This window comes from Novosphingobium sp. LASN5T (assembly GCF_003856955.1).
GTDB lineage: Bacteria > Pseudomonadota > Alphaproteobacteria > Sphingomonadales > Sphingomonadaceae > Novosphingobium.
On the sequence record NZ_RQSI01000011.1, the window covers coordinates 110,238 to 133,733 of the forward strand.

Genomic DNA, 23,496 nt, shown 5'->3' on the forward strand with positions numbered 1-23,496 from the left:
CTTCGGGATGGGTTCGTCCGTGGTGCGGAAGGTCCGCGAAAGCGGCTTATGCCGCGATAATCCTAAACAGTCGTATCGCCGGGCGTGGCAGTTGCCCGATCGACCCCGCGCACCGGATGGGAGCGCGGGGTCGCCAGGGAAGCGATCAGGCCAGCGAGCCGTCGATGCCCTTGCAGGCCACCAGCAGTTCCTTGACCGCGTCGACCGAGACCTGGAGGTTGGCCTTGGCCGCGTCGTCGAGGCTGATCTCGATGACCTTTTCCACGCCGCCCGCGCCGATCACCACCGGCACGCCCACGTAGAGGCCGTCAACGCCATAGGCGCCGTCGACATAGGCGGCGCAGGGCAGCACGCGCTTCTGGTCGCCCAGATAGGCTTCGGCCATGGCGATGCCCGAGGCGGCGGGGGCATAGAACGCCGAACCGGTCTTGAGCAGGCCGACGATTTCGCCGCCGCCCGAACGGGTGCGCGCCACGATCGCGTCGATCTTTTCCTGGGTGGAGGCGCCCATCTTGATGAGGTCGGTGACGGGGATGCCGGCGACGGTCGAATATTCGACCACCGGAACCATGGTGTCGCCGTGGCCGCCGAGCACGAACGAGTTCACGTCGCGCACCGAAACGCCGAATTCCCAGGCCAGGAACGTGCTGAAGCGCGCCGAATCGAGCACGCCCGCCATGCCCACCACCTTGTTGTGCGGCAGGCCGGAGAATTCGCGCAGCGCCCAGACCATCGCGTCGAGCGGGTTGGTGATGCAGATGACGAAGGCGTCGGGCGCGTTGTCGCGGATGCCTTCGCCCACGGCCTTCATGACCTTCAGGTTGATGCCCAGCAGGTCGTCACGGCTCATGCCCGGCTTGCGGGCGACGCCGGCGGTGACGATGATGACGTCCGCGCCCGCGATGTCCTTGTAATCGTTGGTGCCGATGATGCTGGCGTCGAAGCCCTCGACCGGGCCGCACTGCGAAAGGTCGAGCGCCTTGCCCTGCGGAACGCCCTCGACGACGTCGAACAGGACGATATCACCCAGTTCCTTCTGGGCGGCGAGGTGGGCCAGAGTGCCACCGATATTGCCTGCGCCGATGAGTGCGATCTTCTTGCGTGCCATGCTTTACGGTCCTTTCCCCGTAGACGCGGGACAAACGCTCAAGCAACCGCCTCTCAGCCCTCCCGCGTCCCGCGTGCCGGGAAGGGTGCCTGACGGGTAAAACGGCCCGTAGGCCCGCTTTTTGGCGAAAGCAACCGCGAAAAAGGTATGATCTGCAAGGTTTTTGTGATAACAGTTCGCAATAGCAAGCGAAGCATTGCGGCGCTGTTTCCGAGTCTCGCGATCAGCCTGAACGGTGGATGAATCCACGGGCGGAAATGGCCGGGGAACGGAGGGTGCGGGTGTGTCTCCAATCCCCAAACCCGTTCGTCCCGAGCTTGTCGAAGGATGCGTTATACGGGTCGGGTGCTGGGACGGTTAGCGCGGCGGTGCCCGCGGCCACGTCAATCAAAGATATCGCCAACCTTGGTCCGCGTGCCTTCCGCCGTCGGCTGCGGTTTATCGTCGGCGCTGAAGGCGATCGCCTTCCTGACACGCCAATCCGCCAGCCATGCCAGTCCGAAACTGAGCACCAGCGCAGTTCCACCGGCCATGCTGAAAACCACCAAAAGATGGTCTATTATTTCCTGCCGGCTCTTTCCGTCCTGGAGAAGATACATAAGCGGGAAAGCCATCATTACCACAGCCGGTTTGACCACAACGTCAAATGCCGGGTCGCCATTGATCGCGCACTGGACGGCTAAACTCAGATAGATCAGAAAGAACGTCAGCGGAATGACGCTGATGATAGCGGCGATCTTCGCGTTCCTGGACATACCCAACCCGCCCCCGCGCCGCGCTCCCGGCCCTTCCTACCGTGCCCGCGCCTGCTGGCGGCGGAAGGCGCGGGCCATGCGGTGGTCCAGCGTGTCGCATACCGCGATCCACCATTCGGCGCGCTCGTGATCGCCCAGGCGTTCCGCCTCGTGGGCGGCGTCGCAGGCCCGCGCCGCCGCCGAAAGGCCGTGCGTGCCGAACAGGCGCAGCGCCGCGTCGACCAGCGAATCCGCCTGAAGGTCCTGCCCGGTGCGCGGCGCGCCGTTATCGTTCGCCGCCCGGATCGCTCCTCGTCGCGCCGGCCGCACGAGGCAGGGCGAGATGATTCCATAGCGGGGGGCAAAACGTAGCATGGGCGACCAATCTCTCCTTGATGTCGCCGTTGTGGCGACCATCCGTATCGATCCTGCGGTTCTACCCCTATGCCGCTAACGGAGCGTTGGGCGACAAGGTGTAGGGCGCGTTAAGGCTGTTGCGCTTGGCACGCCGCCTTGCCGCCAAAGCGGGGGCACGCCGTTCCAAAACAACCGCATCGGATGAAATACTCATTCTCCCACGCCCGTCCTCGCCGGTTTCGCCGCGATTGCCCGTTGTTGCGCCTTGCGATAATCCATTGGCCTGTCCACACCGGGCGGGCCAACTGCTTTCAGGGACATAATTTTACATGCCATCGGGCCTGGTCGCGCTGCTTGACGATGTTTCGGTGATCGCCCGCGCGGCGGCCGCCTCGCTGGACGATGTGAGCGCGGCGGCGGGCAAGGCCGGGGCCAAGGCGGCGGGCGTGGTGATCGATGACGCGGCGGTCACGCCGTCCTACGTCACCGGCTTCACACCGGATCGCGAACTGCCGGTGATCTTCCGCATCGCGCGCGGCAGCCTGCGCAACAAGCTGCTGTTCCTGCTGCCGATCGCCCTGATCCTCAGCGAGTTCCTGCCGGCCGCGGTGGTGCCGCTGCTCATGCTGGGTGGGCTGTACCTGTCGTTCGAAGGCGCGGAAAAGGTGATGGAGAAGCTCGGCGGCGACAAGCACGGCGAAACGCTCGACGGTCCTGTCGGTGATGTTGCCGCGTTCGAACATCAGCGGGTGGCAGGCGCGGTGCGCACCGATTTCATCCTTTCGGCGGAGATCATGGCGATCGCGTTGGCCGAAGTCAGCGGGCAGGGCTTGATCGCGCGCGCGATCATCCTCGCGATCGTAGGCATTCTCATCACCATCGCGGTCTATGGCGCGGTGGGCGTGATCGTGAAGATGGACGATATCGGCCTTCATCTCGCCCGGCGGCCGGGCGCGGGGGCGATGACGCGACGGTTCGGGCGAATGCTGGTGGCGGCGATGCCGCGCGTGATGTGGTTGCTGGCCACGGTGGGCACGGCGGCGATGCTGTGGGTCGGCGGGGGCATCCTGCTCCACGGCGCGGACGAATTGGGGTTCCACCATCCGGCGGCCCTGGCGCACGGCATCCAGCACGCGGTGCAGGCGGGCGTGGGGCAAGGGGTGCCGGGCGGCGTTGCCGGCTGGCTGGCCTATGCCGGGGTCTCGGCGGTGGTCGGGCTGGTCGTGGGCACGGTACTCGCGATGGTGGTCCATCTCTTCGGCGCCATGCGCCGTGGCGCGGGGGATTGATCGGCCCGCGCGGAACGCCTCAGCAATAGGCGGGCCGCAGCGTGCGCAGCGCTTCCAGGCCGCTGGCGATGTGGGGGCGGGCCTGTCCCAGCGCGTAGCCGGCAACCAGTTCGGCGAAAGTATTCTCGCCCAGTGGCGACGCGAATTCGAGTCCGGACGACATCGGTTCGGACCAGACGACGAAAGCCGTGGTCGCGGGCTGATCGGGCAGGAACAGCGTCAGCCCTTCGCCGATGTGCAGTTCGGCGATGCCCGCGATACGGGCGCCATGGGTTGTCAGGTCCTTAAGCATGGCCGTTGACCGAACCAGCCCGTGCTTCACCCGGACGGGCAGCTCGAAACCGATGCGCCGCGCGCGGCGCTTGTGCAGATGGGTAATGTCTTCCCGATCGATCCACATTTTCGCCTCCGCGCCGTTAACCACAATCGCAGGACGGCGGAAGCGGCGCGGATTTCAGGAGCGGGACGAAATATTTCCAGCCACCTGCCGGTCGACCAGCGCGATCGCGGCGGCAATCGCCACTTCGGGCGGCATCGCGGAGGTATCGAGCAGCGCCGCGCCCTCGGCCTGGCGCAGCGGGGCTTCGGCACGGGTGCTGTCGCGCTCGTCGCGCCGGGCGAGGTCCGCCTCGATCGCCTCGCGGCTAACGTCCTGCCCGCGTTCGCGCATTTCCTTCCACCGCCGCAGCGCCCGCGCGGGCACGCTGGCCGTCACGAACAGCTTGGCGTCGGCCCCGGGCACGATCACAGTGGCGATGTCGCGCCCGTCCAGCACCGCGCCGCCCGGCTGGTGGGCGAACGCGCGCTGCCGCTCCAGCAGCGCGGCGCGCACGGCGGGGTGGACCGACACGCGGCTGGCAAGGCTGCCGGTCGCTTCGCTGCGAAGCTCCGGCTCGTCGAGCAGCGCCTCGGGAAACGCTGTGGCCGCCAGCGCGTCGTCGGCCTTGTCCGGATCGCCGCCGGTGTGCGCCACTTGCCAGCCCACTGCGCGATAGAGCAGCCCGGTGTCGAGATGCGGCAGGCCATAGTGCCGGGCCAGCGCCTTGGCGATGGTGCCCTTGCCCGATGCGGTGGGGCCGTCCACGGCGATGATCACGGTTGCGCTCTCCGGTTGCGGTAGGCCTTGACCAGCCCCCAGATGGCGATCGCGGCCCAGAAGAATTCGAGGACGAACGATGCCGGGTTCATGTGCACCAGCAGCGACAGCGTCAGCAATCCCGCGCCGGCCAGGTTCACGCCGTGCTGGACGAACGGGTTCGGCGTCTGTTGCCGGGTGGTATAGGCATAGGCGAAGATGATGCAGGCCATTCCCGCGAAGCCCGCGATGTTCGCGCCGGTGTCCGTCATGCGCATGTATCCGCCATCACGCCGCCTGCATCGCCCCGGCCAGCAGCGCCTCGAACGCGGGGAAGCTGGTGGCGATGGGACGGGTGTCATCCACTTCGACCCCGGCTTTGCTGGCCAGGCCCGCCACGGCCATGGCCATGGCGATGCGGTGGTCGAGGTGCGTGACGACCGGATGATTGCCGCCGCCGCGCAGCGGATCGCCGCCGGTGCCGTCGATGATCAACCCGTCCTCGGTCTCGCGCACGGTTGCGCCGGCCAGCTCCAGCGCCGCGCGCATGGCGGCAATGCGGTCCGATTCCTTGACGCGCAGTTCCTCCAGCCCCGTTGTCACCGTGCGCCCCCTGGCCAGCGCGGCGGCGACGAACAGCACGGGGAACTCGTCCACCATGCTGGGCACCACTGCCGGATCGACCGCGATGCCGGTCAGCGGCGAATGGCGAACGCGCAGGTCGGCCACCGGTTCGCCACCCACGTCGCGCGCATCCAGTTCCTCGATGCTGCCGCCCATCTGGCGCAGCACGTCGAACAGCGCCGCGCGCGTGGGATTGAGCCCGACGTTCTCGATCACCAGATCGGACCCCGGCACCAGCAGCGCCGCCACCGCGAAGAACGCGGCGGATGAAGGATCGCCCGGCACGTCGATCGTCTGCGGCATCAGGTCCGCTTCGCCGCGCAGGCGGATCACGCGGGCGCCGTCGCTGTCGACCTCGACGGTCAGCTCCGCGCCGAAGCCGCGCAACATGCGTTCGGAATGGTCACGCGTCGGCACCGGCTCGATCACCGTCGTCGTGCCCGGCGTGTTGAGGCCGGCGAGCAACACCGCGCTTTTTACTTGCGCCGAGGCGACGGGCAGGCGGTAGGCGATCGGCACCGCCGGCGCCGCGCCCTGCACCATCAGCGGCAGGCGGCCGCCGGGATAGGCGGTGAACGTCGCACCCATATTGGACAGCGGCGTGATTACCCGGCCCATCGGGCGCTTGGACAGGCTGGCATCGCCGGTGAAGCATGCCGTGATCGGATGGCTGGCGACGAGACCCATCAGCAGCCGCGTGGACGTGCCCGAATTGCCCATGTCGAGTGCCTGCGCCGGTTGCAACAGTGCCCCAACGCCCACGCCGTTTATCCGCCATTCGCCGGGGCCTGTGCGTTCGATGTCCGCGCCCATCGCGCGCATCGCGGCGGCGGTGGACAGCACGTCCTCCCCTTCCAGCAGGCCCGTCACGCGGCTTTCGCCCACCGCCAGCGAGGACAGCATCAGCGACCGGTGGCTGATCGACTTGTCGCCCGGCACCCGGATGCGGCCACGCAGCGGGCCGGTGGCGGTGAAGCGGCGGGGGCGCATCTGCGCAGGATCGGCAGCGGTCACGTCGGGGTCTTCCTGGCGGGTCTTGGTATCGGGCGGATCGGGCGGGGCCGGGGCCTTTGCGAACGCGGGCTTTTGACAGCGCCATCGCGCTATGGCAAGGCGCGCGACCGATTGGTGCCCGGTGGCTTGATTTTGGCGGCGCGGGTAACCATCAAGCACAAGTTTCCGGCCTGCGGCTTTCCGCCGCCGGCAAGATCGAGGACATTTCATGGTCAAGCCTGAATGGGGCGCCAAGCACACCTGCCCGAAGTGCGGCACCCGCTTCTACGACCTGGGCAACGCGGACCCGGTCACCTGCGTCGAATGCAAGTACGCTTGGCAGCCCGAGCCGGTGCTGAAGTCCAAGCAGCCGATTCCCTATGAGGAAATCCAGAAGGAGAAGGTCGAGGCCGACGCCGACGTCGATCTGGCCGACGAGGATCTGGATATCGACGAGGACGGCGATTCGCCCGACAACGACGTCGATCTGGGCGGCGACGATGACCTGGGCGTGCCCGGTCACGACGACGAAGCCGACGAAAACTGAGTTCCGGCTGGCGCTTCCGGCCCGGCACTTTGCGGGTCCGGAAGCTCCGGTCACAAAATTGCGGCGGTGGCGAAAATTGCTCTTGCCAGCCGCGCGGGCCTCACTTAAAGGCCCGGCTCCCGGCAGGGCAACTGCCGGACGGAGCGCCTCCCAGGGCGTTTCCGCTGGATACCGTGGGGCCGTAGCTCAGCTGGGAGAGCGCTACAATGGCATTGTAGAGGTCAGGGGTTCGATCCCCCTCGGCTCCACCATCCCCCCGTTTCGATGACGGGAATGGACGCATAGCTCAGTTGGTAGAGCAGCTGACTCTTAATCAGCGGGTCCTAGGTTCGAGCCCTAGTGCGTCCACCATCCCCCTACCGGTCCAACATCACATAAAGCCCGTGCGCGATCGGTCCTTCATGAACCGACCGCGCCGCCCCACCTATTTCTTCAGGCCGATTTCGCGCAGGCGTTCCTGCAGGCAATCGTCGGCGGTGATCGATACCGGATAGCGGTCCGGATTCTCCGGCGTGATGCACTGGGGCAGCGTGCGGAAGGCGAAGTCGCTGCGCAGGTGCAGGAAGAAGGGCATAGAATAGCGGCTGAACGCGGTGCGCGGGCCTTCCGGATTGCGGACGCGGTGCGTGGTCGATGGCAGCACGTGGTTGGTCAGGCGCTGCAGCATGTCGCCGATGTTGACGACGAGCGCGCCGTCAGGCGGGGAGACGCCGATCCAGCGGCCATCCTTGGTCAGCAGTTCGAGGCCCGCTTCTTCCGCGCCCAGCAGCAGGGTGATCAGGTTGATATCCTCGTGCGCGCCGGCGCGGATCGCGCCGCCTTCGGCATCGGGCACCGGCGGATAGTGCAGCAGGCGCATGACCGAGTTGCCGTCGGCGATGGCAGGATCGAACCAGTTTTCATCCAGCCCCAGCCACACCGCGATGCGCGCCAGGATGCGCGCGCCGGTCTGGTCGAACGCGGCGTAGAGCGCTTCGAACGTCTCGCGGAAGCCTTCCGGCCGCGTCGGCCAGATGTTGGGCGGCATCGACGTGGTGGCCAGCGGGTGGCCCGCCGGCAGGTCGCGCCCAACGTGCCAGAACTCCTTGAGGTCGCGCGCCTTTGCGCCCTTGGCGATTTCCACGCCGAACGGGGTATAGCCGCGCGCGCCGGCAAGGCCATCGAGGAAGTACGAGCGCTTCTCCTCCTCCGGCAGCGCGAAGAAGGCTTCGGTCAGGCGCCACGCCCGACCGATCAGGTCCGGATCGATGCCGTGGTCGCGCACCATGGCGAAGCCGAAAGTCTGGAAGCTTTCGCCCAGATCGCGGGAAAGCGCGGCGGGATCGCTGGCGAGCGAGAGCACCGGCAAAGTTTCGAGGTTCATGATATTCCTGTGCGCAAATTGCGGTTATGAGGCCCGCATACCCGGTTTGCGGAAGGCTTTCATGATCAAAATCAAGGATGGGATGGCGCTTTGGCTGATGAAGTCGGAACCCGACGCTTATAGCTGGGACGATCTCGTTGCCGAAGGCGAGGGGACGTGGGACGGCGTGCGCAACCATCTGGCCGCGCGGAACCTGCGCACGATGAAGGAAGGCGATCTCGCCTTCTTCTACCACTCCAACATCGGGCTGGAGATCGTGGGCGTGATCACCATCAGCAAGGGCGGCATCACCGACCCGACCGATCCGGAGGGCAAGTGGGCCGCGGTCAAGGTCAAGCCGGTCGAAAAACTGAAGCACCCGGTCACGCTCAAGCAGATCAAGGCCACGCCGGAACTGGCCGACATGGACCTGATCCGGCAATCGCGCCTGTCGGTGTCGGCGGTGAAGCCGGACGAATGGGCGCGGATCATCGCCATGTCGGAAGCCGCCACCGCATAACTGTCCCGCTCCGGCACTGTGCCAAAAAGCGACGCTGAACCGGGGATCACAGTGGTGAACAAGGCGTTAAAGCGGCGTCATGGAAACGTCGCTTCGCCCCCAGTTCGGTCTTCGCAAAACATCCGGTCATCCGTTCCGGCGACGCCTGCCGGCGCGGGTTCTCCGCGCGTTGCCAGTGTTCGAGCCGGAAGTGCTGGAAGCGATGCGCCGTGCCGAGCTGCGTTCGAAACCGGTCGATCCGCGCCATATCACCCGGCAGGACGTCAAGGACTTCCTGATCGCCTATTGCGCCTGCGTCGTCGCCATCATGGCGTGGATCGCCTGACCGGGCGGACGGCCGTGCCGGGTCAGGCTGGCGAAACCTCATCGGCGCAGGCGCGCTCGGCCGCGTAGAGCAACTGGCCAAGCCAGGCGGATACCAGACACATCGCCGCGCCCAGCAGCAACTGGTCGATCAGCGCCACCTTGGCCGCGCTGAGGCCCGCCGCCAGCGCTGCGCCGACGACCATCGCGCCCGAGTTGACGATGTTGTTGGCCGCGATCGTGCGCGCGGTTTCGGACTTGTCGACCACGGTGGTGAGGAACGCGTAGAGCGGCACCACGAACATGCCGCCGGCCACCGCGATGCCGAGCAGCGAAAGCAGCAGCGGCACCGCCATGGGATGATGGACGAAGGTTCCGACGTTCATCAGCAGGCCGTCCTCGGGCGGCGTCCAGGCCCGGCAAACGAAGTGGAAGGCGACGATGAACAGGCCCATCGCGATCACCGACCACGGCGAATAGCGTGCCGATACCGTCCCCTTGAGCAGCGCGTTGATCGAAACCGAGCCGATGGCGACGCCGATCGAGAACACCACGAGGAACAGGCTGGCCACTTCCTTGCTGGCGCTGAGCACGTTCTTGGCGAGCGGGGGGAACTGGATGAACAGCACCGCGCCGATCGTCCAGAAGAAGCTGATCGCCATGATCGCCAGAAACACGCGCCGGTGCCGGGTGGTGTTGCGGATGAGCGTTAGCGAGGAACGCCAGATGTGGTAATCGAGCGGTTGCGCGGCAATCAGCGGCTCTGCCGGGGGAACCTGCCGGCCGGCGAGATAGCCGATCATGGCGGTGACGATCACGCCCCCTGCGGCCCATTCGACCGGAATCCATCCCGCCAGGATCGTACCCGCCAGAATCGCGAGATAGGTGCCCGCTTCGACCAGTCCGGTGCCGGCCAGCACCTCGTTGGCGTGCAGGTGCTGCGGAAGGATCGCGTACTTGATCGGACCGAAAAAGGTGGAATGCACCCCCATGGCCAGCAGCGCGGCCAGCATCAGTGGAATGGCGGCGGTGTGGATGGCGATGCCCTTCCATGCCAGCACCAGGCCGGCGCCGCCCGCCAGCATGATCAGGATTTCGCAGAACTTGATGATGCGGATGATCCGCGCCTTGTCGCGCATGTCGGCCAGTTGCCCGGCCAGCGCCGAAAGCAGGAAGAACGGCAGGATGAACAGTGCCGAGGCTATCGCGGAAAAGCGCGCCTCTTCCGCTTCGGAGTTGTAGATGCTGTAAACCACGTACAGCACCATCGCGTTCTTGAAGAGATTATCGTTGAACGCGCCCAGCAGCTGCGTGACGAACAAGGGCAGAAACCGGCGCGTATGAATGAGATGCGTCGATGTCGTCATACTTTCTGGCCAAGCATCCCCGTTCGCCGCAGACCCTTACCGCCAAGACCGGTGCGGGCAAGGGGCAAACGCATGTTTTCACACAGGCCGGAGGCAATTCCGGCACCGGTGGCCACGCGGGTGTCCCGTTGCGGGCCACGCCTCGTTGCAGTTTCGCGTGATGTTTCCGTGACGTCAGAAAATTCAGGACTGGAGGTTTCGCGTTGCGGCAGAGCATCGTATGGCAGGGGTGATGCTGACGCTGCCCAACATCCTGACGCTGTCGCGCATTGTCACCGTTCCGGTGCTAGCCGCGCTGTTGTGGTTCCCCCGCTGGCCGCTGGGCTACGGGATCGGTTTCGCGGTCTATTGCCTGATGGGCATCACCGACTATTTCGACGGCTATCTGGCGCGGGCGCAGGGGGCGGTCTCGAAGCTCGGCATCTTCCTCGATCCCATCGCCGACAAGATCATGGTGGCGGCGGTCATCCTCGTGCTGACCGCGCAGGGCGTGCTGACCGGCCCTTATGTCGGCGACATGCACGTGATCGCGGGGCTGGTGATCCTGCTGCGCGAGATCGCCGTGTCGGGCCTGCGCGAGTTTCTGGGCGGCATCCAGGTTTCGGTGCCGGTGTCCAAGCTCGCCAAGTGGAAGACGACGTTCCAGATGGTGTCGCTGGGCGCGCTGATCCTGGGCGGGGCGCTGCCGGGCTGGACGGCGACGCTGGGCGGCTTCACCTTCAACCTGCCGCACACCGTGGGGCTCACCACGCTGTGGGGCGCGGCCGCGCTGACGCTGGTGACCGGGTGGGATTATCTGCGGGTGGGCCTCAAGCACATGGACTGACGCTGGTCAGCCGGCGTCGTTTCAGCCGGCCCGCAGCTCCTGCGCCAGCAGCCTGAACTCTTCGCCCCGCGGCGAATTCTTGCGCCAGACCAGCGCGATCTCGCGCCAGGCATGGTCGGCCTGTAGCGGGCGCGCGACGATCTCGGTATCGTGGAGAATGCCCGCCTCGACCGCCATTTCGGGCAGCATGGTCAGGCCCAGCCCGTTATCGACCATCTGCACCAGGGTGTGCAGCGACGTGCCGATCATCGTTGCGCTGGCGCGCAGTTCCGGGCGATTGCACGCGGCCAGCGCGTGTTCCTTCAGGCAGTGCCCGTCCTCCAACAGCAGCAGGCGATTCTCGTCGATGATGCTGGGCGGAACGCTGGCCGGCGGATCGCGCGGATCGTCCTTGGGGAAGGCGACATAGAGCCGGTCGTTGAACAGGTGCTCCGCTTCCACCTCGCCGGTGGGGAAGGGCAGGGCCAGCAGCACGCAGTCCGCGCGCCCGTGGTGGAGCGATTCGATCGCCGCCGCGCTCGGCTCCTCGCGCAGGAACAGGCGCAGTTGCGGGCGTTCCTTGCGCAGGCGGGGCAGGATGCGCGGCAGCAGGAACGGCGCGATCGTGGGGATCACGCTCATGCGCAGTTCGCCGGCCAGCGGCGCGCCGTGCGACTGGACGAGTTCGGACAACTCCTCCGCCTCGCGCAGCAGGCGGTGCGCCTTGGCGACGACCTGGTTGCCCAGCGGCGTGAAGCGCACGACACGGCGGGTGCGTTCGACCAGCGTCACGCCCAGCAGCGTTTCCAGTTCGCGCAGGCCAGCCGAAAGCGTGGACTGCGAGACGAAGCACGCATCCGCCGCTCGGCCGAAGTGGCCGTGTTCGTGCAGGGCGACGAGATACTGGAGCTGCTTGAGCGTGGGCAGGTAGGTGGACATGCGCTCAGTCGATATGCGCGACCGGTTCGGCCGCGCTGCCGCCGCCGATGTCGTCGATGTGCGCCATCTTGAGCTTGCCGCCGACGACCGCGAAGGCCAGCTTGCCCTCGACGAGATCGAGCGCGTCGCGCCCGAACTGTTCGAAGCGCCATCCTTCCAGGATCGGCAGATTGCGCCGCTGCCCGGCGGCCAGCGCCTCCAGATCGTCGCTGCGCGCCAGCAGGCGGGCGGCGATGTCGATCTCGCGGCTGCGAATCTTGAGCAGCAGCTTGAGCAGGTCGGCCACCAGCGCGCCTTCCTTGCCCAGCGGCGCGCCGCGCGGCGCCTTGGGCGGCATTTCGGCTTCGGTCAGCGGCTTCGCCTCGGCGAGCGTTTGCATCAGGCGGCGGCCGATCTCGTTGTCCTTCCATCCGCTCGAAAGCCCGCGCACCTTGGCGAGTTCGTGCTGTTCGCGCGGGGGGTGGCTGGCGATGTCGGCCAGCGTTTCATCGCGCATGATGCGGCCGCGCGGGATGTTCTTGTCCATCGCCTCGGCCTCGCGCCAGGCGGCGATGGCCCGCATCCGGCCAAGGACCGCGGGGTTGCGGCTGGGGGGGCGGATCTTCTGCCACACGGTCTGCGGATCGGACTTGTAGTTGGCCGGGTCCGCCAGCTTTTCCATCTCGATGTCGAGCCATTCGCCGCGCCCGGTCTTGATCAGGCGCTTGAGCAGCTTGGGAAAGATCTTCGACAGGTGCGTGACATCGCCGATCGCGTATTCGATCTGCCGTTCGGTGAGCGGCCGGCGCGACCAGTCGGTGAAGCGCGCGCCCTTGTCGATCGACAGGCCCAGCCAGCTTTCGACGAGGTTGGAATAGCCGATCTGTTCCGACTGGCTGACCGCCATCATCGCGATCTGCGTGTCGAAGATCGGGTGCGGGGTCTTGCCGGTGAGGTTGTAGATGATTTCCACGTCCTGCCCACCGGCGTGGAAAACCTTGAGCACCTCCTCGTTGTCGACCAGCAGGTCGAGCAGCGGGGAAAGGTCGATTCCCGGCGCGAGCGGATCGACGGCGGCGGCTTCCTCGGTATTGGCGATCTGCACCAGGCAGAGTTCGGGCCAATAGGTGTTCTCGCGCATGAATTCCGTGTCGACGGTGACGAAATCGGACTTCGCGAGGCGTTCGCACAAGGCGGCGAGAGCGTCGGTGGTGGTGATCAGCGAATGTATCTTCATCGATCTTTTCTTTTTGACCCCGTCCCCTTCGGGGGCCTGTGGATGGACCCGTGCGGGTCCTCGGCTTGACAAAATGACGGCTATCGCCTGTTAGCCGCGCATATCCCCCTGCCTTATTGCAGACCGATTGGAAAGACCTTCGATGCACCTTTACCGTTCCCATACCTGCGGCGCCCTCTCGCGCGAGCATGTCGGCCAGGTGGTTCGCCTTTCCGGCTGGGTCCATCGCAAGCGCGATCACGGCGGCGTGCTGTTCGTCGATCTGCGCGATCACTATGGCATGACGCAGATCGTCGCCGATGCCGACAGCGCGGCGCTGCCGCTGCTGGAAGGGCTGCGCGTGGAAAGCGTGGTGACGATCGATGGCGAAGTGAAGGCGCGCGCCGAAGGCACCGTCAACCCGAACCTGCCGACCGGCGCGATCGAGGTCTTCGCCCGGTCCGCCACGGTGCTGGCGGCGGCGGAGGAGCTGCCGCTGCCGGTGGCCGGCGAACAGGAATATCCGGAGGACATCCGCCTCAAGTTCCGCTTCCTCGACCTGCGCCGCGAAACGCTGCACGCCAACATCGTCAAGCGCACCAAGGTCATTTCGGACATGCGCCGGCGCATGGAAGCGGCCGGCTTCACCGAATATTCGACGCCGATCCTCACCGCCTCCAGCCCCGAAGGCGCGCGCGACTTCCTGGTGCCGAGCCGCATCCATCCCGGCAAGTTCTATGCGCTGCCGCAGGCGCCGCAGCAGTACAAGCAGCTGCTGATGGTGGCGGGCTTCGACCGTTATTTCCAGATCGCCCCGTGCTTCCGCGACGAGGACCCGCGCGCCGACCGCCTGCCGGGCGAGTTCTACCAGCTCGACCTGGAAATGAGCTTCGTGACGCAGGAAGAAGTCTGGGAAACGATGGAGCCGGTGATCGGCGGCGTGTTCGAGGCGTTTGCGGAAGGACGCCCGGTCACCCCGATCGGCGAGTTCCCGCGCATCCCCTACAGCGAAGCCATGCTGAAGTATGGTTCGGACAAGCCGGACCTGCGCAACCCGCTGCTCATTACCGACGTTTCGGGGCACTTCACCCAGTCCGGGTTCGGCCTGTTCGAGAAGATCGTGGGCACGGGCGGCGTGGTTCGCGCCATTCCGGCGCCGGGCACGGCCGACAAGAGCCGCAAGTTCTTCGACGACATGAACGACTGGGCGCGGGGCGAAGGCTTTGCCGGGCTTGGCTACGTTACCCGCAAGGGCGGCGAATTCGGCGGTCCGATCGCCAAGAACCACGGCACGGAAGGCATGGAGAAGCTCTATGCCGAACTTGGCCTGGGGGCGGACGACGGCCTGTTCTTCGCGGCCGGCAAGGAAGACCAGGCGGCCAAGCTCGCGGGTCTTGCCCGCAACCGCGTGGGCGAACAGCTCGGCCTGATCGACAAGGACCGGTTCGCGCTGTGCTGGATCGTCGATTTCCCGTTCTACGAATGGGACGAGGAGAACAAGAAGGTCGAGTTCAGCCACAACCCGTTCTCGATGCCGCAGGGCGGGCTGGAGGCGCTGAACACGCAGGACCCGCTGACGATCAACGCCTTCCAGTACGATCTCGTCTGCAACGGCTACGAGATCGCGTCCGGCTCGATCCGCAACCAGTCGCCCGAAACGATGGTCAAGGCGTTCGAGCTGGTCGGCCTGTCGAAGGAGGACGTCGAGGAACGTTTCGGCGGCCTTTACCGCGCGTTCCAGTATGGCGCGCCGCCGCACGGGGGCATGGCCGCCGGCGTGGACCGTATCGTCATGCTGATCTGCGGCGTGCAGAACCTGCGCGAAATCTCGCTGTTCCCGATGAACCAGCGCGCGGAGGATTTGCTGATGGGCGCGCCTTCGCCGGCGGGCCTCAAGCAGCTGCGCGAACTGCATATCCGGGTGGTGGAACCGTCAAAGGGATGACGGCGGGCCGTGGGGTGCTTGCGGCATCGCCGTTCACGCCCTACTTGCCAGCCAGCAATCCGCACATTAGGGCGAAAGCCGAAACAAAAACCAACCGCTTTCCTTCGAAGGGGCATTTATGAGCGATACCGCCGACCGCGTTAAGAAGATCGTTGTCGAGCACCTCGGCGTCGAGGCCGACAAGGTCACCGAAGACGCCAGCTTCATCGACGACCTGGGCGCCGATTCGCTCGACATCGTCGAGCTGGTCATGGCCTTCGAGGAAGAATTTGGCGTCGAGATCCCGGACGACGCGGCGGAGAAGATCTCCACCGTTTCCGACGCGATCAAGTACATCGACGAAAACAAGGGCTGATCAGGCTCTTACAGATTACCCCCGTCTGCCCTGCGCTTGTCGAAGGGCTGTCCTTTTTCCCCGGACTCCCGGCCGGAAAGTGAAGGACGGGGCCTCGACAGGCTCAGCCCGCAAGGGGTCTGGGCCTGTTGTGCGTGAAAGTGCCAGGCCAGCGATGGGCCAGGGCCGCGAATGGAAGTTTCGGAGAATATCATGCGTCGTGTGGTCGTAACCGGACTGGGCCTCGTCACTCCGCTGGGAGCCGACGTTGAAACCGTGTGGAAAAACCTGCTGGCCGGCAAATCCGGTGCGGGGCCGATCACGAAGTTCGATACGACGGGTCAGAAGTGCCTGATCGCCTGTGAAGTGAAGCCGGCGGATCACGAATACGGCTTCGACCCAGGCAAGCGCGTCGATCACAAGATCCAGCGCCAGGTCGATCCGTTCATCGTCTATGGCATCGACGCCGCCGGGCAGGCGCTGGAAGACGCCGGCCTTGTCGACATGGATGACGATCTGAAGCAGCGCACCGGCTGCTCGATCGGGTCGGGCATCGGCGGGCTGCCGGGCATCGAAAGCGAATCGATCGTCCTGCACGAAAAGGGACCGGGCCGGGTTTCTCCCCACTTCGTCCACGGGCGGCTGATCAACCTGATCTCGGGCCAGGTCTCGATCAAGTATGGCCTGATGGGGCCGAACCACGCGGTGGTGACGGCTTGCTCCACCGGCGCGCACTCGATCGGTGACGCGGCCCGGATGATCAAGGACGGCGATGCCGACGTGATGCTGGCGGGCGGTGCGGAAAGCACGATCAACCCGCTGGGCGTGGCCGGCTTCGCGCAGGCGCGCGCGCTGAACTGCAGCTACAACGATCGCCCCGAACAGGCGAGCCGCCCCTATGACAAGGACCGCGACGGCTTCGTGATGGGCGAGGGCGCGGGCGTGGTGGTGCTGGAAGAGTACGAGCACGCCAAGGCGCGCGGCGCGAAGATCTATGCCGAAGTCGTCGGCTATGGCCTGTCGGGCGACGCCTACCACGTCACCGCGCCGCACCCGGAAGGCAAGGGCGCGGAACTGGCCATGCGCATGGCGCTGCGCAAGGCGGGGATGGAGCCGGGCGACATCGACTATGTCAACGCCCATGGCACCTCGACGATGGCCGACACGATCGAACTGGGCGCGGTGAAGCGCGTGCTGGGCAATGATCTGGGCGGCGCTTCGATGAGCAGCACCAAGTCCGCCATCGGCCACCTGCTGGGCGGCGCGGGCGCGGTGGAAGCGATCTTCTGCATCCTCGCCATCCGCGACCAGATCGTGCCGCCGACGCTCAACCTCGACAATCCCGACGAGGGGACCGAGGGCGTGGACCTTGTGCCGCACCATGCCAGGAAGCGCACGGTGCGCGCGGCGCTCAACAACAGCTTTGGTTTCGGCGGCACCAACGCCAGCCTGATCGTGAAAGCGGTCTGAGCAGGCGTCGGCGTGGCGTCCGCGGCAAAGCCGGGAGCCGGAAGATGATGTTTCGCGGCAAGGCCTGGCTGCTGGCGCTGGTGGTGGCGACGGTGCTGCTGTTCGCGGTCGGCCGCTTTTTCTACACGTGGTACGGCCCTGGACCCTTGGCGAAGGACACCACCTTCGTCGTGCCCGATGGCGTGGCGCTGTGGAGCATCTCGGCCAAGCTGGAAAAGGAAGGGGCGATCCCCTCGGCCTCCTCGTTCCGCGCCCATGCCAAGCTGTTCGGCAGCGACGAGCCGATCAAGGCCGGCGAATTCCTGCTGCCGCGCCATGCCAGCGCTTCGGAAATCCTCAAGATCCTGCAGGGCGCCGAAGGCACCATCCGCCGGATGGTGACCGTGCCTGAAGGGTTGCCGTCGATCATGGTCTACGAGCGGCTGATAAACCAGCCGCTGCTGACCGGCAGGGTCGCCGTGCCGGAAGAAGGCTCGGTCCTGCCCGACAGCTATGCTTTCCAGCGTGGCGAGAGCCGCGAGGCGGTGCTGAAGCGGATGCAGGCGGCGATGGACAAGACGCTGGCCGAGCTGTGGGCGAAGCGATCGCCCGATACGGTGGCCAAGACCCCGCGCGACGCGGTGATCCTTGCCTCTATCGTGGAGAAGGAGACGGGCAAGCCTTCCGAGCGGGGCATGGTCGCCGGGCTCTATTCCAACCGCGTGCGCAAGGGGATGCTGCTGCAGGCGGACCCCACGATCATCTACCCGATCACCAAGGGCAAGCCGCTGGGCCGCCGCATCCGCCAGTCGGAGATCCAGGCGGTCAACGACTACAATACCTACACCATGGTCGGCCTGCCCAAGGGGCCGATCACCAACCCCGGCCGCGCCTCGATCGAGGCGGTGCTGAACCCGGCGAAGACCGAAGCGATCTATATGGTGGCGGATGGCACGGGCGGGCATGTCTTCGCGTCCACCCTGCAGGAGCACAACGCCAACGTCGCCAAGTGGTTCGCGCTGCGGCGGCAACGTGGAGAGCTTTGACGCGGACGAGGCGGGGGCAGGGGCGCCGGCCGGGCGCTCCCCACTGATCGTCACCGCCACGCTGCCGCCGGCCGAACAAGCGTGGCTCGACCGCCTGCGGCGTGCCCATTTTCCGCCCGAGCGCAATTTCCTGGCCGCGCACGTAACGCTGTTCCACGCGCTTCCGCCTTTTGCAGAGGAGGAAGCACGGGCTTTGCTGGCGCGCGTCTGCGCGGACCATGCGCCGCCAGAGGCCCGGCTTTCCGGCGTGATGGACCTGGGCAAGGGCACGGCCTTTGCCATCGAGTGTGCGCCGCTGCTGGCGCTGCGGGACGACATCGCCGAGCATTTCCACGGCCTGCTGACCGCGCAGGACAGCCATCGCCCCCGACTGCACGTCACCGTCCAGAACAAGGTCGAACGCGCGGCGGCGCGGTCGCTGCAGACCGCGCTGGAGGCGGGTTTCCACCCGCGCGCGTTCCGCTTCGCAGGGCTGGCGTTGCACCGTTACAGGGGCGGTCCGTGGGAGGGCGTCGCGCAGTGCTCCTTCCGCGGGCGAGGGCGATAAAACGGTACGGGAACACCGGTCCAGAAACTTGTTCCACCCTGTGTTTCCCCTGTTGACCCCGCGCGGCTCCCCGCTTAAGAGCGCGGCCTGCCGAGCGATCCCCTGCGATCGCGCGATGGGGCGGAGTAGCTCAGCCGGTTAGAGCAGCGGAATCATAATCCGCGTGTCGGGGGTTCGAGTCCCTCCTCCGCTACCAATCCCTTATCCGGAAGCTTCCGACAGCTTCCGCATTTTTCCAAAAATCGAAAGAAAAGCAGAGGGTTGCGGGTGATTCGCGTCCGCATGCGCCCATGGCTTTCCACATGCAGCCAGATTTGGTGTGGGGGTATTTTGGGGGTAGTTTTGCGGAGTATCGGAAAGGAGCGATACCCCCATGCCTCTGACGGAGACTCAAGCCAAGAATGCAAAGCCACGCGAGCGAGCGTACAAGCTTGCCGACAGCGAGGGCTTGTTCCTGCTCGTCCAGCCGAACGGCACGAAGCTTTGGCGGATGAAATACCGATTTGCAGGCAAGGAGAAGTTGCTGTCGTTTGGCGCTTATCCGGCGTTGGGGATCGCCGCCGCCCGGGACAAGCGCAAAGCGGCCAAGGCGCTCCTTGCCGAGGGCAAGGATCCAATGAAGGCCAAGGGGGAGGTGATATCGGAGAACGGTGACACCTTCTACATGGTGGCGAAACGCTGGCACGAGAACCGCCAGTCGGCATTGAATCCGGCACATGCCGAACGTGTCTGGTCACGAATGGAGCGGGACGTGTTCCCCTCCCTAGGACAGAGGCTGATCCACGAGATCACTGCCCCCGAGGTCCTGGAGATGATCCGCAGGATTGAGATACGAGGCGCGCTCGATATCAGTCGGCGTGCCAAGCAAGGGGTAGGGCAGGTCTTTCAGTTCGCGATTGCTTGCGGGCTGGCATCCAGCGATCCCACTGCTCACCTTAGTGGCGCTCTGAAGCCTCGGCCCAGGGTGAAGCACATGAGCCGCCTTCCTCTGTTGGAAATACCTGCGTTCCTCGAAAAGCTGCGAGCCTATCAAGAGGAAGGTGACCGGCGCTCGGCGATCACCCGCGATGCAGTACTATTCGCATTGCTGACCTGGGTCAGGACAAAAGAGCTTCGACTGGCCGTCAAATCCGAATTTGAAAATCTCGATGGTACGGAACCCGTTTGGCGGATTCCGGCTACGCGCATGAAGATGGGGCGCGAACACCTCGTTCCACTTTCAGCCCAGGCCGTACTCATTGCTAGAAAAATGGTATCGGCGGCGACCGGTGATTACCTATTTCCCGGGACCCACCCAGACAAGCCGTTGTCTGAAAACACGATGATCTATGCGCTTTACCGCCTTGGATATCATAGTCGCCAGACCATCCACGGCTTTCGAGGCCTCGCCAGCACCTGGGCGAACGAGCAATTGGTTGAATTTGGCAAGCCGGCGATGTGGATCCGGAAGTACCATGAGGATTGGGTCGAGTTGCAGCTCGCTCATTCAGAGAAGGATGATGTCCGGGGAGCTTACAACGCGGCGGAGTATCTCGCGCCCCGCCGGCGAATGATGCAGGATTGGGCTGACTTCCTCGATGGGCGAAAGGTCCTCGACATCAGGAAAGGGCGAAAGCGCGCCGCGTGACGCCCGTCAGGAGAAGCGTTCAATCTGATCAAATGGCATTCGACGCAGTTCGTATCAAAACTGCCAGTGACGCAGGACGTCGCGGACATATCCGGGCGTTTCGCCATTTCGGGGAATGCCGCCTGCACGTTCGACTGCCCCTGGCCCAGCATTGTAGGCCGCCACGGCCAGGTGGACCACGCCAAACCTGTCGAGCATCTGCCGGAGATACCGCGCAGCGCCGAAGATGTTGGCCATAGGATCGAAGCGATTGAAGACCCCGAGTTCTTTTGCCGTTGCTGGCATCAGCTGTCCGAGACCTGCTGCACCTGCTGGGCTGACCGCAAAGGGGTTATATCGGGATTCTGTCCATACGAGCGCATCGAGCAGGCCCGCGGGCAAGGAGTACTTTGCTTCCGCCGCATAGATGTGGGGTAGGTAGCTTGCTCGCCTGAAATCGGACGGGCCACGTTTGGTCTCGGGTTCGTATCTGTATGGCAGGTTGACCCGGCCATTATGTGGCACAGTGAGAACAGATGCCGGGCCGTCCCGGGTGGACCGCCAGAGCCCATGCTCGACCAGCTGGAAGCCGTTCGATGTTTCAGCAATCCGGATGCCTTCAGAGTGGCTGGCGGGGGCTTCCATTGTGGCCGGCGCGGACAAATCCTGGGCTCTGGCGGAGGTAGCAGAGGTGATCGCGAAGCTTGCGACCAAGATAGCTTTCATTGTCATTTCTCGATCCTTGTATAGCCGAATCGAGTGAGAACATATAAAGAACATGTGAAGTAGGAAAATGGTTTGGCGCTGGTGCAGAGCGGAGGCTGCACGGGGATGGCACCTCAACCGGAGTAGGTCGATGCCCCCGTTAGACAGAGCTCATCAACTCGAACGCCGCGCCCGCACCATCGTCGAAAGCCTTCAGGGGACATGGAGTCGGGGCAAAGGCATGTGCTGCTGCCCGGCGCATGACGACCGAACTCCCTCATTGAGCGTTACATTGGGAAGAAAGGCGATTCTGTTTCATTGCTTCGCGGGATGCTCGAATGAGGATGTGATTGCGGCACTGGACCGCCAGGGTGTTCGCAGCCGTGACCTGTTCGATGGCTCTGGTGCCGTGGCAGCTGATCGACTGGAAAAAAGGGCCTTCAATTCCAACGCGCGGCGTTTGTGGCACTCGGCGACGGCGATCTCCGACAGCCCTGCCGAAGGATACCTCGCGCTGCGCGGGATTTCGCGTGCCTCTGATCAGCTCCGTTATCTCGAGCGCACGCCGCTCGGACCACGTGGTGCAGTCCAGTTCCTCCCTGCAATGTTGGCGGCAGTTACAGCTGACATCGGCATAATCGCGATACACAGGACGTTTCTCGATACCGCGAGTGGCAAGCTGGCAGGTTTCGAGCGTCCCAAGCGAGCGTTGGGAAGCCTCGGCTGCGGTGCTGTCAGACTGGCCCCGCCAGCAGCGGGCCGATTGGGCCTTGCCGAAGGTATCGAAAGCGCCCTGTCAGCCATGCAGTTGTCGGGGATTCCTTGCTGGGCAACGCTCGGGAACGAGCGGTTCGGCCTCGTCGCGATCCCGGAGAGTGTGCGCGAGCTCCACTTGTTCATCGACAATGATCCGGGAGGCGAACTCGCGGATCAGCGCGCGCGAAAGGCTTATTCTGCATCGGGCCGTGTGATCCGCTCGCGAGCGCCAGCATCGACCGGTTTCGACTGGAACGATGAACTCAAGGCGAGGCTCGCTCGGAAAACCTGATCAGCGAGCCAGAGGGGAGGGGGCCTTCGGCTGATTGAGGCCTGCGAGACGCAGGACCTCGTCAGGAGGTTTCCCATGTCCAACTCTTCCCTCGCCTTCGCATTCGATCCACCATCTCCGCCGCTTGTCGTGACGGCAGCCAACGCAATGGCGTTGCAATTGGCAGCAGGCAGCGCGCTTTCGCGCAGCGACATCAACCGCATCATGACGGACCACTTCGGCGGAACCGATGCACTCGGGGCATGGTCAATCCGTGATGCTCACGCTGCGCTCGAGCTGGCGCAGGTTCAATACCTGCAAGCGTTCCATCAGATCCAGCTCTCAACCCCGATCGACGAGGCGGATCAGTTCTTCTGCTGCCTCGATGACCGAATTCCGACCCAGACCAATCGCAGCGACGAGCAGATCGTATGGCAGCAATTCGCAACGCCGCCGCGCCTCGCCTGGCTTGCCGCACGGGCCTGTGGGTTGATACCCGATGAGCTCATGCTCGAACCTTCGGCCGGTACCGGCATGCTCGCAGTCTGGGCGACCAAAGCCGGTACGCGCCTTGCCTTGAACGAAATCTCGCCGCTGCGCCGCGACTGCCTGACTGCTGTGTTCCCGGCTGCCCGCGTGACCGGACATGATGCCGAGCTGATCGACGAATTGCTCGATCCCGCCATCATCCCGAGCGTCGTGCTGGTGAACCCGCCGTATTCTCACGGGATCGAGCGGGGCCACGATGGCCGCACCGGGGCGAGGCATTTGCGATCAGCCTGGAACCGGCTTTGCCCCGGCGGGCGGCTTGTCGCGATCATGCCCGAATGGTTCGATTGCGCGCGGTTTCTGGCCGGGGTGAAGGGGCCGGTGTCGCTGCGGCTCAATGCTGCGGTCGAACGTGCCTTCATCAGGAACGGCACCGGGATCACCACGCGACTGTTGGTTTTCGACAAGGTAGAAAGCTCCAACGAGCCCGTCGCTATTCGCACGAACGAGTTCCGCCAGCTGGTCGATCTTGTCGATGCCTTGCCTGCTCGCGACAGCAGGCAGACCGCAACCGAACAATCGAGCCTTCCAACTCGTTCGCCGTTCCGACTGGTAGCCGCGCCACGCCGACCGATCCCGGCCCCTGGAACGATCACTCGAGCTGCGTCAATGACCATCGGCGCGCTGACCTACGAGGCGCTCGCAACCACTGCGCCGCTTGAGGCACAGGTCGGCCACTATCTGCCCTATCGCCCCAGCCGGATCGTGATCGATGGCGCGGCCGAGCATCCAACGCCGCTCGTCGAGTCCGTCGCCATGGGGTCGATCTCGGCACCCAAGCCGGACGCGGTGCCGCAGCTGCCCGACGGGCTTATCGCCAAGGGGTTGCTTTCTGCTGCCCAGGCAGAGACCCTGATCTACGCCGCCAGCGCTCACGCCCGCAATCTTCCCGGCCGGTTCGAGCCCGAGGACAAGGGCTGTTCGCTCAAGGCGTCAGCAGAAGGTCAGGTCTACCGGCAAGGCTGTCCCCCGTCAGCGCCAATGGCACAGATTTGAGGTTGTGATTTAAGGAGGGTTGGGGCTTCGTCGTAGTGACGAAGGAACGAAGATGAAGCCCCAACCCTCCTTGAAAAAATCGCCGACCAAGGCC

At 65.1% G+C, this 23,496-nt stretch carries 25 protein-coding genes and 3 tRNA genes; 16 read left to right on the top strand and 12 right to left on the bottom strand.

Features of this window, described 5'->3' with window-relative positions; genetic code table 11:
• Positions 1–145: 145 nt before the first annotated feature.
• The 3 genes from mdh to EH199_RS09660 all read right to left on the bottom strand — a co-directional run bounded on the left by mdh (position 146) and on the right by EH199_RS09660 (position 2,217).
• Positions 146–1,108 carry a malate dehydrogenase gene (gene mdh / locus EH199_RS09650; RefSeq protein WP_124809040.1) on the bottom strand — a complete coding sequence of 321 codons (963 nt, stop codon included), beginning with the start codon at positions 1,106–1,108 and terminating at the stop codon, positions 146–148.
• A 383-nt stretch (positions 1,109–1,491) separates the two neighbouring features.
• Entirely contained in the window at positions 1,492–1,863 is a 372-nt protein-coding gene (locus EH199_RS09655) for a hypothetical protein (RefSeq protein WP_124809041.1), read from the bottom strand.
• A 36-nt stretch (positions 1,864–1,899) separates the two neighbouring features.
• Positions 1,900–2,217, bottom strand: coding sequence for a hypothetical protein (locus EH199_RS09660; protein ID WP_124809042.1), 318 nt, complete (start codon positions 2,215–2,217; stop codon positions 1,900–1,902).
• Between the two features lie 311 nt (positions 2,218–2,528).
• Between EH199_RS09660 and EH199_RS09665 the strand changes: the two genes are divergently transcribed.
• The gene (locus tag EH199_RS09665) at positions 2,529–3,488 is read left to right on the top strand and encodes a DUF808 domain-containing protein (protein ID WP_124809043.1); all 960 of its coding nucleotides are present in this window, start codon (positions 2,529–2,531) and stop codon (positions 3,486–3,488) included.
• 19 nt (positions 3,489–3,507) lie between these two features.
• On the opposite strand, the gene EH199_RS09670 is transcribed toward EH199_RS09665, so the two are convergent.
• From EH199_RS09670 to aroA, 4 genes are read right to left on the bottom strand one after another with little or no spacing between them, the layout of a single operon-like run.
• A complete protein-coding gene (locus EH199_RS09670; protein WP_124809044.1) occupies positions 3,508–3,888 on the bottom strand; it encodes a PilZ domain-containing protein in 381 nt (126 codons plus the stop codon).
• Between the two features lie 54 nt (positions 3,889–3,942).
• Positions 3,943–4,584, bottom strand: a complete 642-nt coding sequence (locus EH199_RS09675) for a d(CMP) kinase (RefSeq protein WP_124809045.1) — start codon at positions 4,582–4,584, stop codon at positions 3,943–3,945.
• Entirely contained in the window at positions 4,581–4,835 is a 255-nt protein-coding gene (locus tag EH199_RS09680; RefSeq protein WP_125957071.1) for a permease, read from the bottom strand. Before EH199_RS09680 ends, EH199_RS09675 begins: the two co-directional genes overlap by 4 nt.
• Before the next feature lie 16 nt (positions 4,836–4,851).
• Positions 4,852–6,177, bottom strand: a complete 1,326-nt coding sequence (gene aroA, locus EH199_RS09685; RefSeq protein WP_124809078.1) for a 3-phosphoshikimate 1-carboxyvinyltransferase — start codon at positions 6,175–6,177, stop codon at positions 4,852–4,854.
• Positions 6,178–6,409: 232 nt separating this feature from the next.
• On the opposite strand from aroA, the gene EH199_RS09690 reads away from it, so the two are divergent.
• From EH199_RS09690 to EH199_RS09700, 3 genes are all read left to right on the top strand, one after another.
• Positions 6,410–6,727 (top strand): FYDLN acid domain-containing protein, encoded by a 318-nt coding sequence (locus EH199_RS09690; RefSeq protein WP_124809047.1) that lies wholly within the window; start codon positions 6,410–6,412, stop codon positions 6,725–6,727.
• A gap of 175 nt (positions 6,728–6,902) precedes the next feature.
• Positions 6,903–6,978 (top strand) — tRNA-Ala (locus EH199_RS09695).
• A 24-nt stretch (positions 6,979–7,002) separates the two neighbouring features.
• Positions 7,003–7,078, top strand: a tRNA-Lys gene (locus EH199_RS09700).
• A gap of 73 nt (positions 7,079–7,151) precedes the next feature.
• Here EH199_RS09700 and EH199_RS09705 read toward each other — a convergent pair.
• Positions 7,152–8,090, bottom strand: coding sequence for an isopenicillin N synthase family oxygenase (locus EH199_RS09705; protein ID WP_124809048.1), 939 nt, complete (start codon positions 8,088–8,090; stop codon positions 7,152–7,154).
• Between the two features lie 61 nt (positions 8,091–8,151).
• Between EH199_RS09705 and EH199_RS09710 the strand changes: the two genes are divergently transcribed.
• Together EH199_RS09710 and EH199_RS09715 are read left to right on the top strand one after the other, a co-directional pair.
• Positions 8,152–8,589, top strand: a complete 438-nt coding sequence (locus tag EH199_RS09710; RefSeq protein WP_223806587.1) for an EVE domain-containing protein — start codon at positions 8,152–8,154, stop codon at positions 8,587–8,589.
• A 79-nt stretch (positions 8,590–8,668) separates the two neighbouring features.
• Positions 8,669–8,914 carry a hypothetical protein gene (locus EH199_RS09715; RefSeq protein ID WP_124809049.1) on the top strand — a complete coding sequence of 82 codons (246 nt, stop codon included), beginning with the start codon at positions 8,669–8,671 and terminating at the stop codon, positions 8,912–8,914.
• Between the two features lie 22 nt (positions 8,915–8,936).
• On the opposite strand, the gene EH199_RS09720 is transcribed toward EH199_RS09715, so the two are convergent.
• The gene (locus EH199_RS09720) at positions 8,937–10,259 is read right to left on the bottom strand and encodes an MFS transporter (protein WP_124809050.1); all 1,323 of its coding nucleotides are present in this window, start codon (positions 10,257–10,259) and stop codon (positions 8,937–8,939) included.
• Between the two features lie 232 nt (positions 10,260–10,491).
• Between EH199_RS09720 and pgsA the strand changes: the two genes are divergently transcribed.
• Positions 10,492–11,085: a CDP-diacylglycerol--glycerol-3-phosphate 3-phosphatidyltransferase gene (gene pgsA, locus EH199_RS09725; protein ID WP_124809051.1), complete on the top strand. Its 594-nt coding sequence runs from the start codon at positions 10,492–10,494 to the stop codon at positions 11,083–11,085.
• A gap of 21 nt (positions 11,086–11,106) precedes the next feature.
• On the opposite strand, the gene EH199_RS09730 is transcribed toward pgsA, so the two are convergent.
• Positions 11,107–12,003 carry a hydrogen peroxide-inducible genes activator gene (locus EH199_RS09730; RefSeq protein ID WP_124809052.1) on the bottom strand — a complete coding sequence of 299 codons (897 nt, stop codon included), beginning with the start codon at positions 12,001–12,003 and terminating at the stop codon, positions 11,107–11,109.
• Positions 12,004–12,007: 4 nt separating this feature from the next.
• A complete protein-coding gene (gene rnd / locus EH199_RS09735) occupies positions 12,008–13,219 on the bottom strand; it encodes a ribonuclease D (RefSeq protein WP_124809053.1) in 1,212 nt (403 codons plus the stop codon).
• A 142-nt stretch (positions 13,220–13,361) separates the two neighbouring features.
• Here rnd and aspS point away from each other — a divergent pair, with 142 nt between their 5' ends.
• The 7 genes from aspS to EH199_RS09770 all read left to right on the top strand — a co-directional run bounded on the left by aspS (position 13,362) and on the right by EH199_RS09770 (position 20,146).
• Entirely contained in the window at positions 13,362–15,143 is a 1,782-nt protein-coding gene (gene aspS / locus EH199_RS09740) for an aspartate--tRNA ligase (RefSeq protein ID WP_124809054.1), read from the top strand.
• A gap of 118 nt (positions 15,144–15,261) precedes the next feature.
• A complete protein-coding gene (locus EH199_RS09745; RefSeq protein WP_028657713.1) occupies positions 15,262–15,498 on the top strand; it encodes an acyl carrier protein in 237 nt (78 codons plus the stop codon).
• 192 nt (positions 15,499–15,690) lie between these two features.
• Positions 15,691–16,947 carry a beta-ketoacyl-ACP synthase II gene (fabF, locus tag EH199_RS09750; protein ID WP_124809055.1) on the top strand — a complete coding sequence of 419 codons (1,257 nt, stop codon included), beginning with the start codon at positions 15,691–15,693 and terminating at the stop codon, positions 16,945–16,947.
• Between the two features lie 44 nt (positions 16,948–16,991).
• Entirely contained in the window at positions 16,992–17,972 is a 981-nt protein-coding gene (gene mltG / locus EH199_RS09755) for an endolytic transglycosylase MltG (RefSeq protein ID WP_124809056.1), read from the top strand.
• Positions 17,959–18,519 carry a 2'-5' RNA ligase family protein gene (locus EH199_RS09760; RefSeq protein ID WP_223806588.1) on the top strand — a complete coding sequence of 187 codons (561 nt, stop codon included), beginning with the start codon at positions 17,959–17,961 and terminating at the stop codon, positions 18,517–18,519. Before mltG ends, EH199_RS09760 begins: the two co-directional genes overlap by 14 nt.
• A gap of 119 nt (positions 18,520–18,638) precedes the next feature.
• Positions 18,639–18,715: transfer RNA gene (locus tag EH199_RS09765), tRNA-Met, on the top strand.
• Between the two features lie 177 nt (positions 18,716–18,892).
• Positions 18,893–20,146, top strand: coding sequence for an integrase arm-type DNA-binding domain-containing protein (locus EH199_RS09770; RefSeq protein WP_124809058.1), 1,254 nt, complete (start codon positions 18,893–18,895; stop codon positions 20,144–20,146).
• 54 nt (positions 20,147–20,200) lie between these two features.
• On the opposite strand, the gene EH199_RS09775 is transcribed toward EH199_RS09770, so the two are convergent.
• Positions 20,201–20,857, bottom strand: a complete 657-nt coding sequence (locus tag EH199_RS09775; RefSeq protein ID WP_124809059.1) for a lytic transglycosylase domain-containing protein — start codon at positions 20,855–20,857, stop codon at positions 20,201–20,203.
• 124 nt (positions 20,858–20,981) lie between these two features.
• On the opposite strand from EH199_RS09775, the gene EH199_RS09780 reads away from it, so the two are divergent.
• Together EH199_RS09780 and EH199_RS09785 are read left to right on the top strand one after the other, a co-directional pair.
• The gene (locus EH199_RS09780) at positions 20,982–21,878 is read left to right on the top strand and encodes a toprim domain-containing protein (protein WP_124809060.1); all 897 of its coding nucleotides are present in this window, start codon (positions 20,982–20,984) and stop codon (positions 21,876–21,878) included.
• A gap of 75 nt (positions 21,879–21,953) precedes the next feature.
• On the top strand, positions 21,954–23,402 hold the full coding sequence (locus EH199_RS09785) for a strawberry notch-like NTP hydrolase domain-containing protein (protein WP_370449680.1): 1,449 nt from the start codon (positions 21,954–21,956) through the stop codon (positions 23,400–23,402).
• The last annotated feature ends 94 nt before the right edge of the window (positions 23,403–23,496 follow it).

Bases quoted from the DNA above. Each gene is read 5' to 3' on its own strand.
- mdh (WP_124809040.1), bottom strand. From the start codon at position 1,108: ATGGCACGCAAGAAGATCGCACTCATCGGCGCAGGCAATATCGGTGGC.
- EH199_RS09655 (WP_124809041.1), bottom strand. From the start codon at position 1,863: ATGTCCAGGAACGCGAAGATCGCCGCTATCATCAGCGTCATTCCGCTG.
- EH199_RS09660 (WP_124809042.1), bottom strand. From the start codon at position 2,217: ATGCTACGTTTTGCCCCCCGCTATGGAATCATCTCGCCCTGCCTCGTG.
- EH199_RS09665 (WP_124809043.1), top strand. From the start codon at position 2,529: ATGCCATCGGGCCTGGTCGCGCTGCTTGACGATGTTTCGGTGATCGCC.
- EH199_RS09670 (WP_124809044.1), bottom strand. From the start codon at position 3,888: ATGTGGATCGATCGGGAAGACATTACCCATCTGCACAAGCGCCGCGCG.
- EH199_RS09680 (WP_125957071.1), bottom strand. From the start codon at position 4,835: ATGACGGACACCGGCGCGAACATCGCGGGCTTCGCGGGAATGGCCTGC.
- aroA (WP_124809078.1), bottom strand. From the start codon at position 6,177: ATGCGCCCCCGCCGCTTCACCGCCACCGGCCCGCTGCGTGGCCGCATC.
- EH199_RS09690 (WP_124809047.1), top strand. From the start codon at position 6,410: ATGGTCAAGCCTGAATGGGGCGCCAAGCACACCTGCCCGAAGTGCGGC.
- EH199_RS09705 (WP_124809048.1), bottom strand. From the start codon at position 8,090: ATGAACCTCGAAACTTTGCCGGTGCTCTCGCTCGCCAGCGATCCCGCC.
- EH199_RS09710 (WP_223806587.1), top strand. From the start codon at position 8,152: ATGATCAAAATCAAGGATGGGATGGCGCTTTGGCTGATGAAGTCGGAA.
- EH199_RS09715 (WP_124809049.1), top strand. From the start codon at position 8,669: ATGGAAACGTCGCTTCGCCCCCAGTTCGGTCTTCGCAAAACATCCGGT.
- EH199_RS09720 (WP_124809050.1), bottom strand. From the start codon at position 10,259: ATGACGACATCGACGCATCTCATTCATACGCGCCGGTTTCTGCCCTTG.
- pgsA (WP_124809051.1), top strand. From the start codon at position 10,492: ATGCTGACGCTGCCCAACATCCTGACGCTGTCGCGCATTGTCACCGTT.
- EH199_RS09730 (WP_124809052.1), bottom strand. From the start codon at position 12,003: ATGTCCACCTACCTGCCCACGCTCAAGCAGCTCCAGTATCTCGTCGCC.
- rnd (WP_124809053.1), bottom strand. From the start codon at position 13,219: ATGAAGATACATTCGCTGATCACCACCACCGACGCTCTCGCCGCCTTG.
- aspS (WP_124809054.1), top strand. From the start codon at position 13,362: ATGCACCTTTACCGTTCCCATACCTGCGGCGCCCTCTCGCGCGAGCAT.
- EH199_RS09745 (WP_028657713.1), top strand. From the start codon at position 15,262: ATGAGCGATACCGCCGACCGCGTTAAGAAGATCGTTGTCGAGCACCTC.
- fabF (WP_124809055.1), top strand. From the start codon at position 15,691: ATGCGTCGTGTGGTCGTAACCGGACTGGGCCTCGTCACTCCGCTGGGA.
- mltG (WP_124809056.1), top strand. From the start codon at position 16,992: ATGATGTTTCGCGGCAAGGCCTGGCTGCTGGCGCTGGTGGTGGCGACG.
- EH199_RS09770 (WP_124809058.1), top strand. From the start codon at position 18,893: ATGCCTCTGACGGAGACTCAAGCCAAGAATGCAAAGCCACGCGAGCGA.
- EH199_RS09775 (WP_124809059.1), bottom strand. From the start codon at position 20,857: ATGACAATGAAAGCTATCTTGGTCGCAAGCTTCGCGATCACCTCTGCT.
- EH199_RS09780 (WP_124809060.1), top strand. From the start codon at position 20,982: ATGCCCCCGTTAGACAGAGCTCATCAACTCGAACGCCGCGCCCGCACC.
- EH199_RS09785 (WP_370449680.1), top strand. From the start codon at position 21,954: ATGTCCAACTCTTCCCTCGCCTTCGCATTCGATCCACCATCTCCGCCG.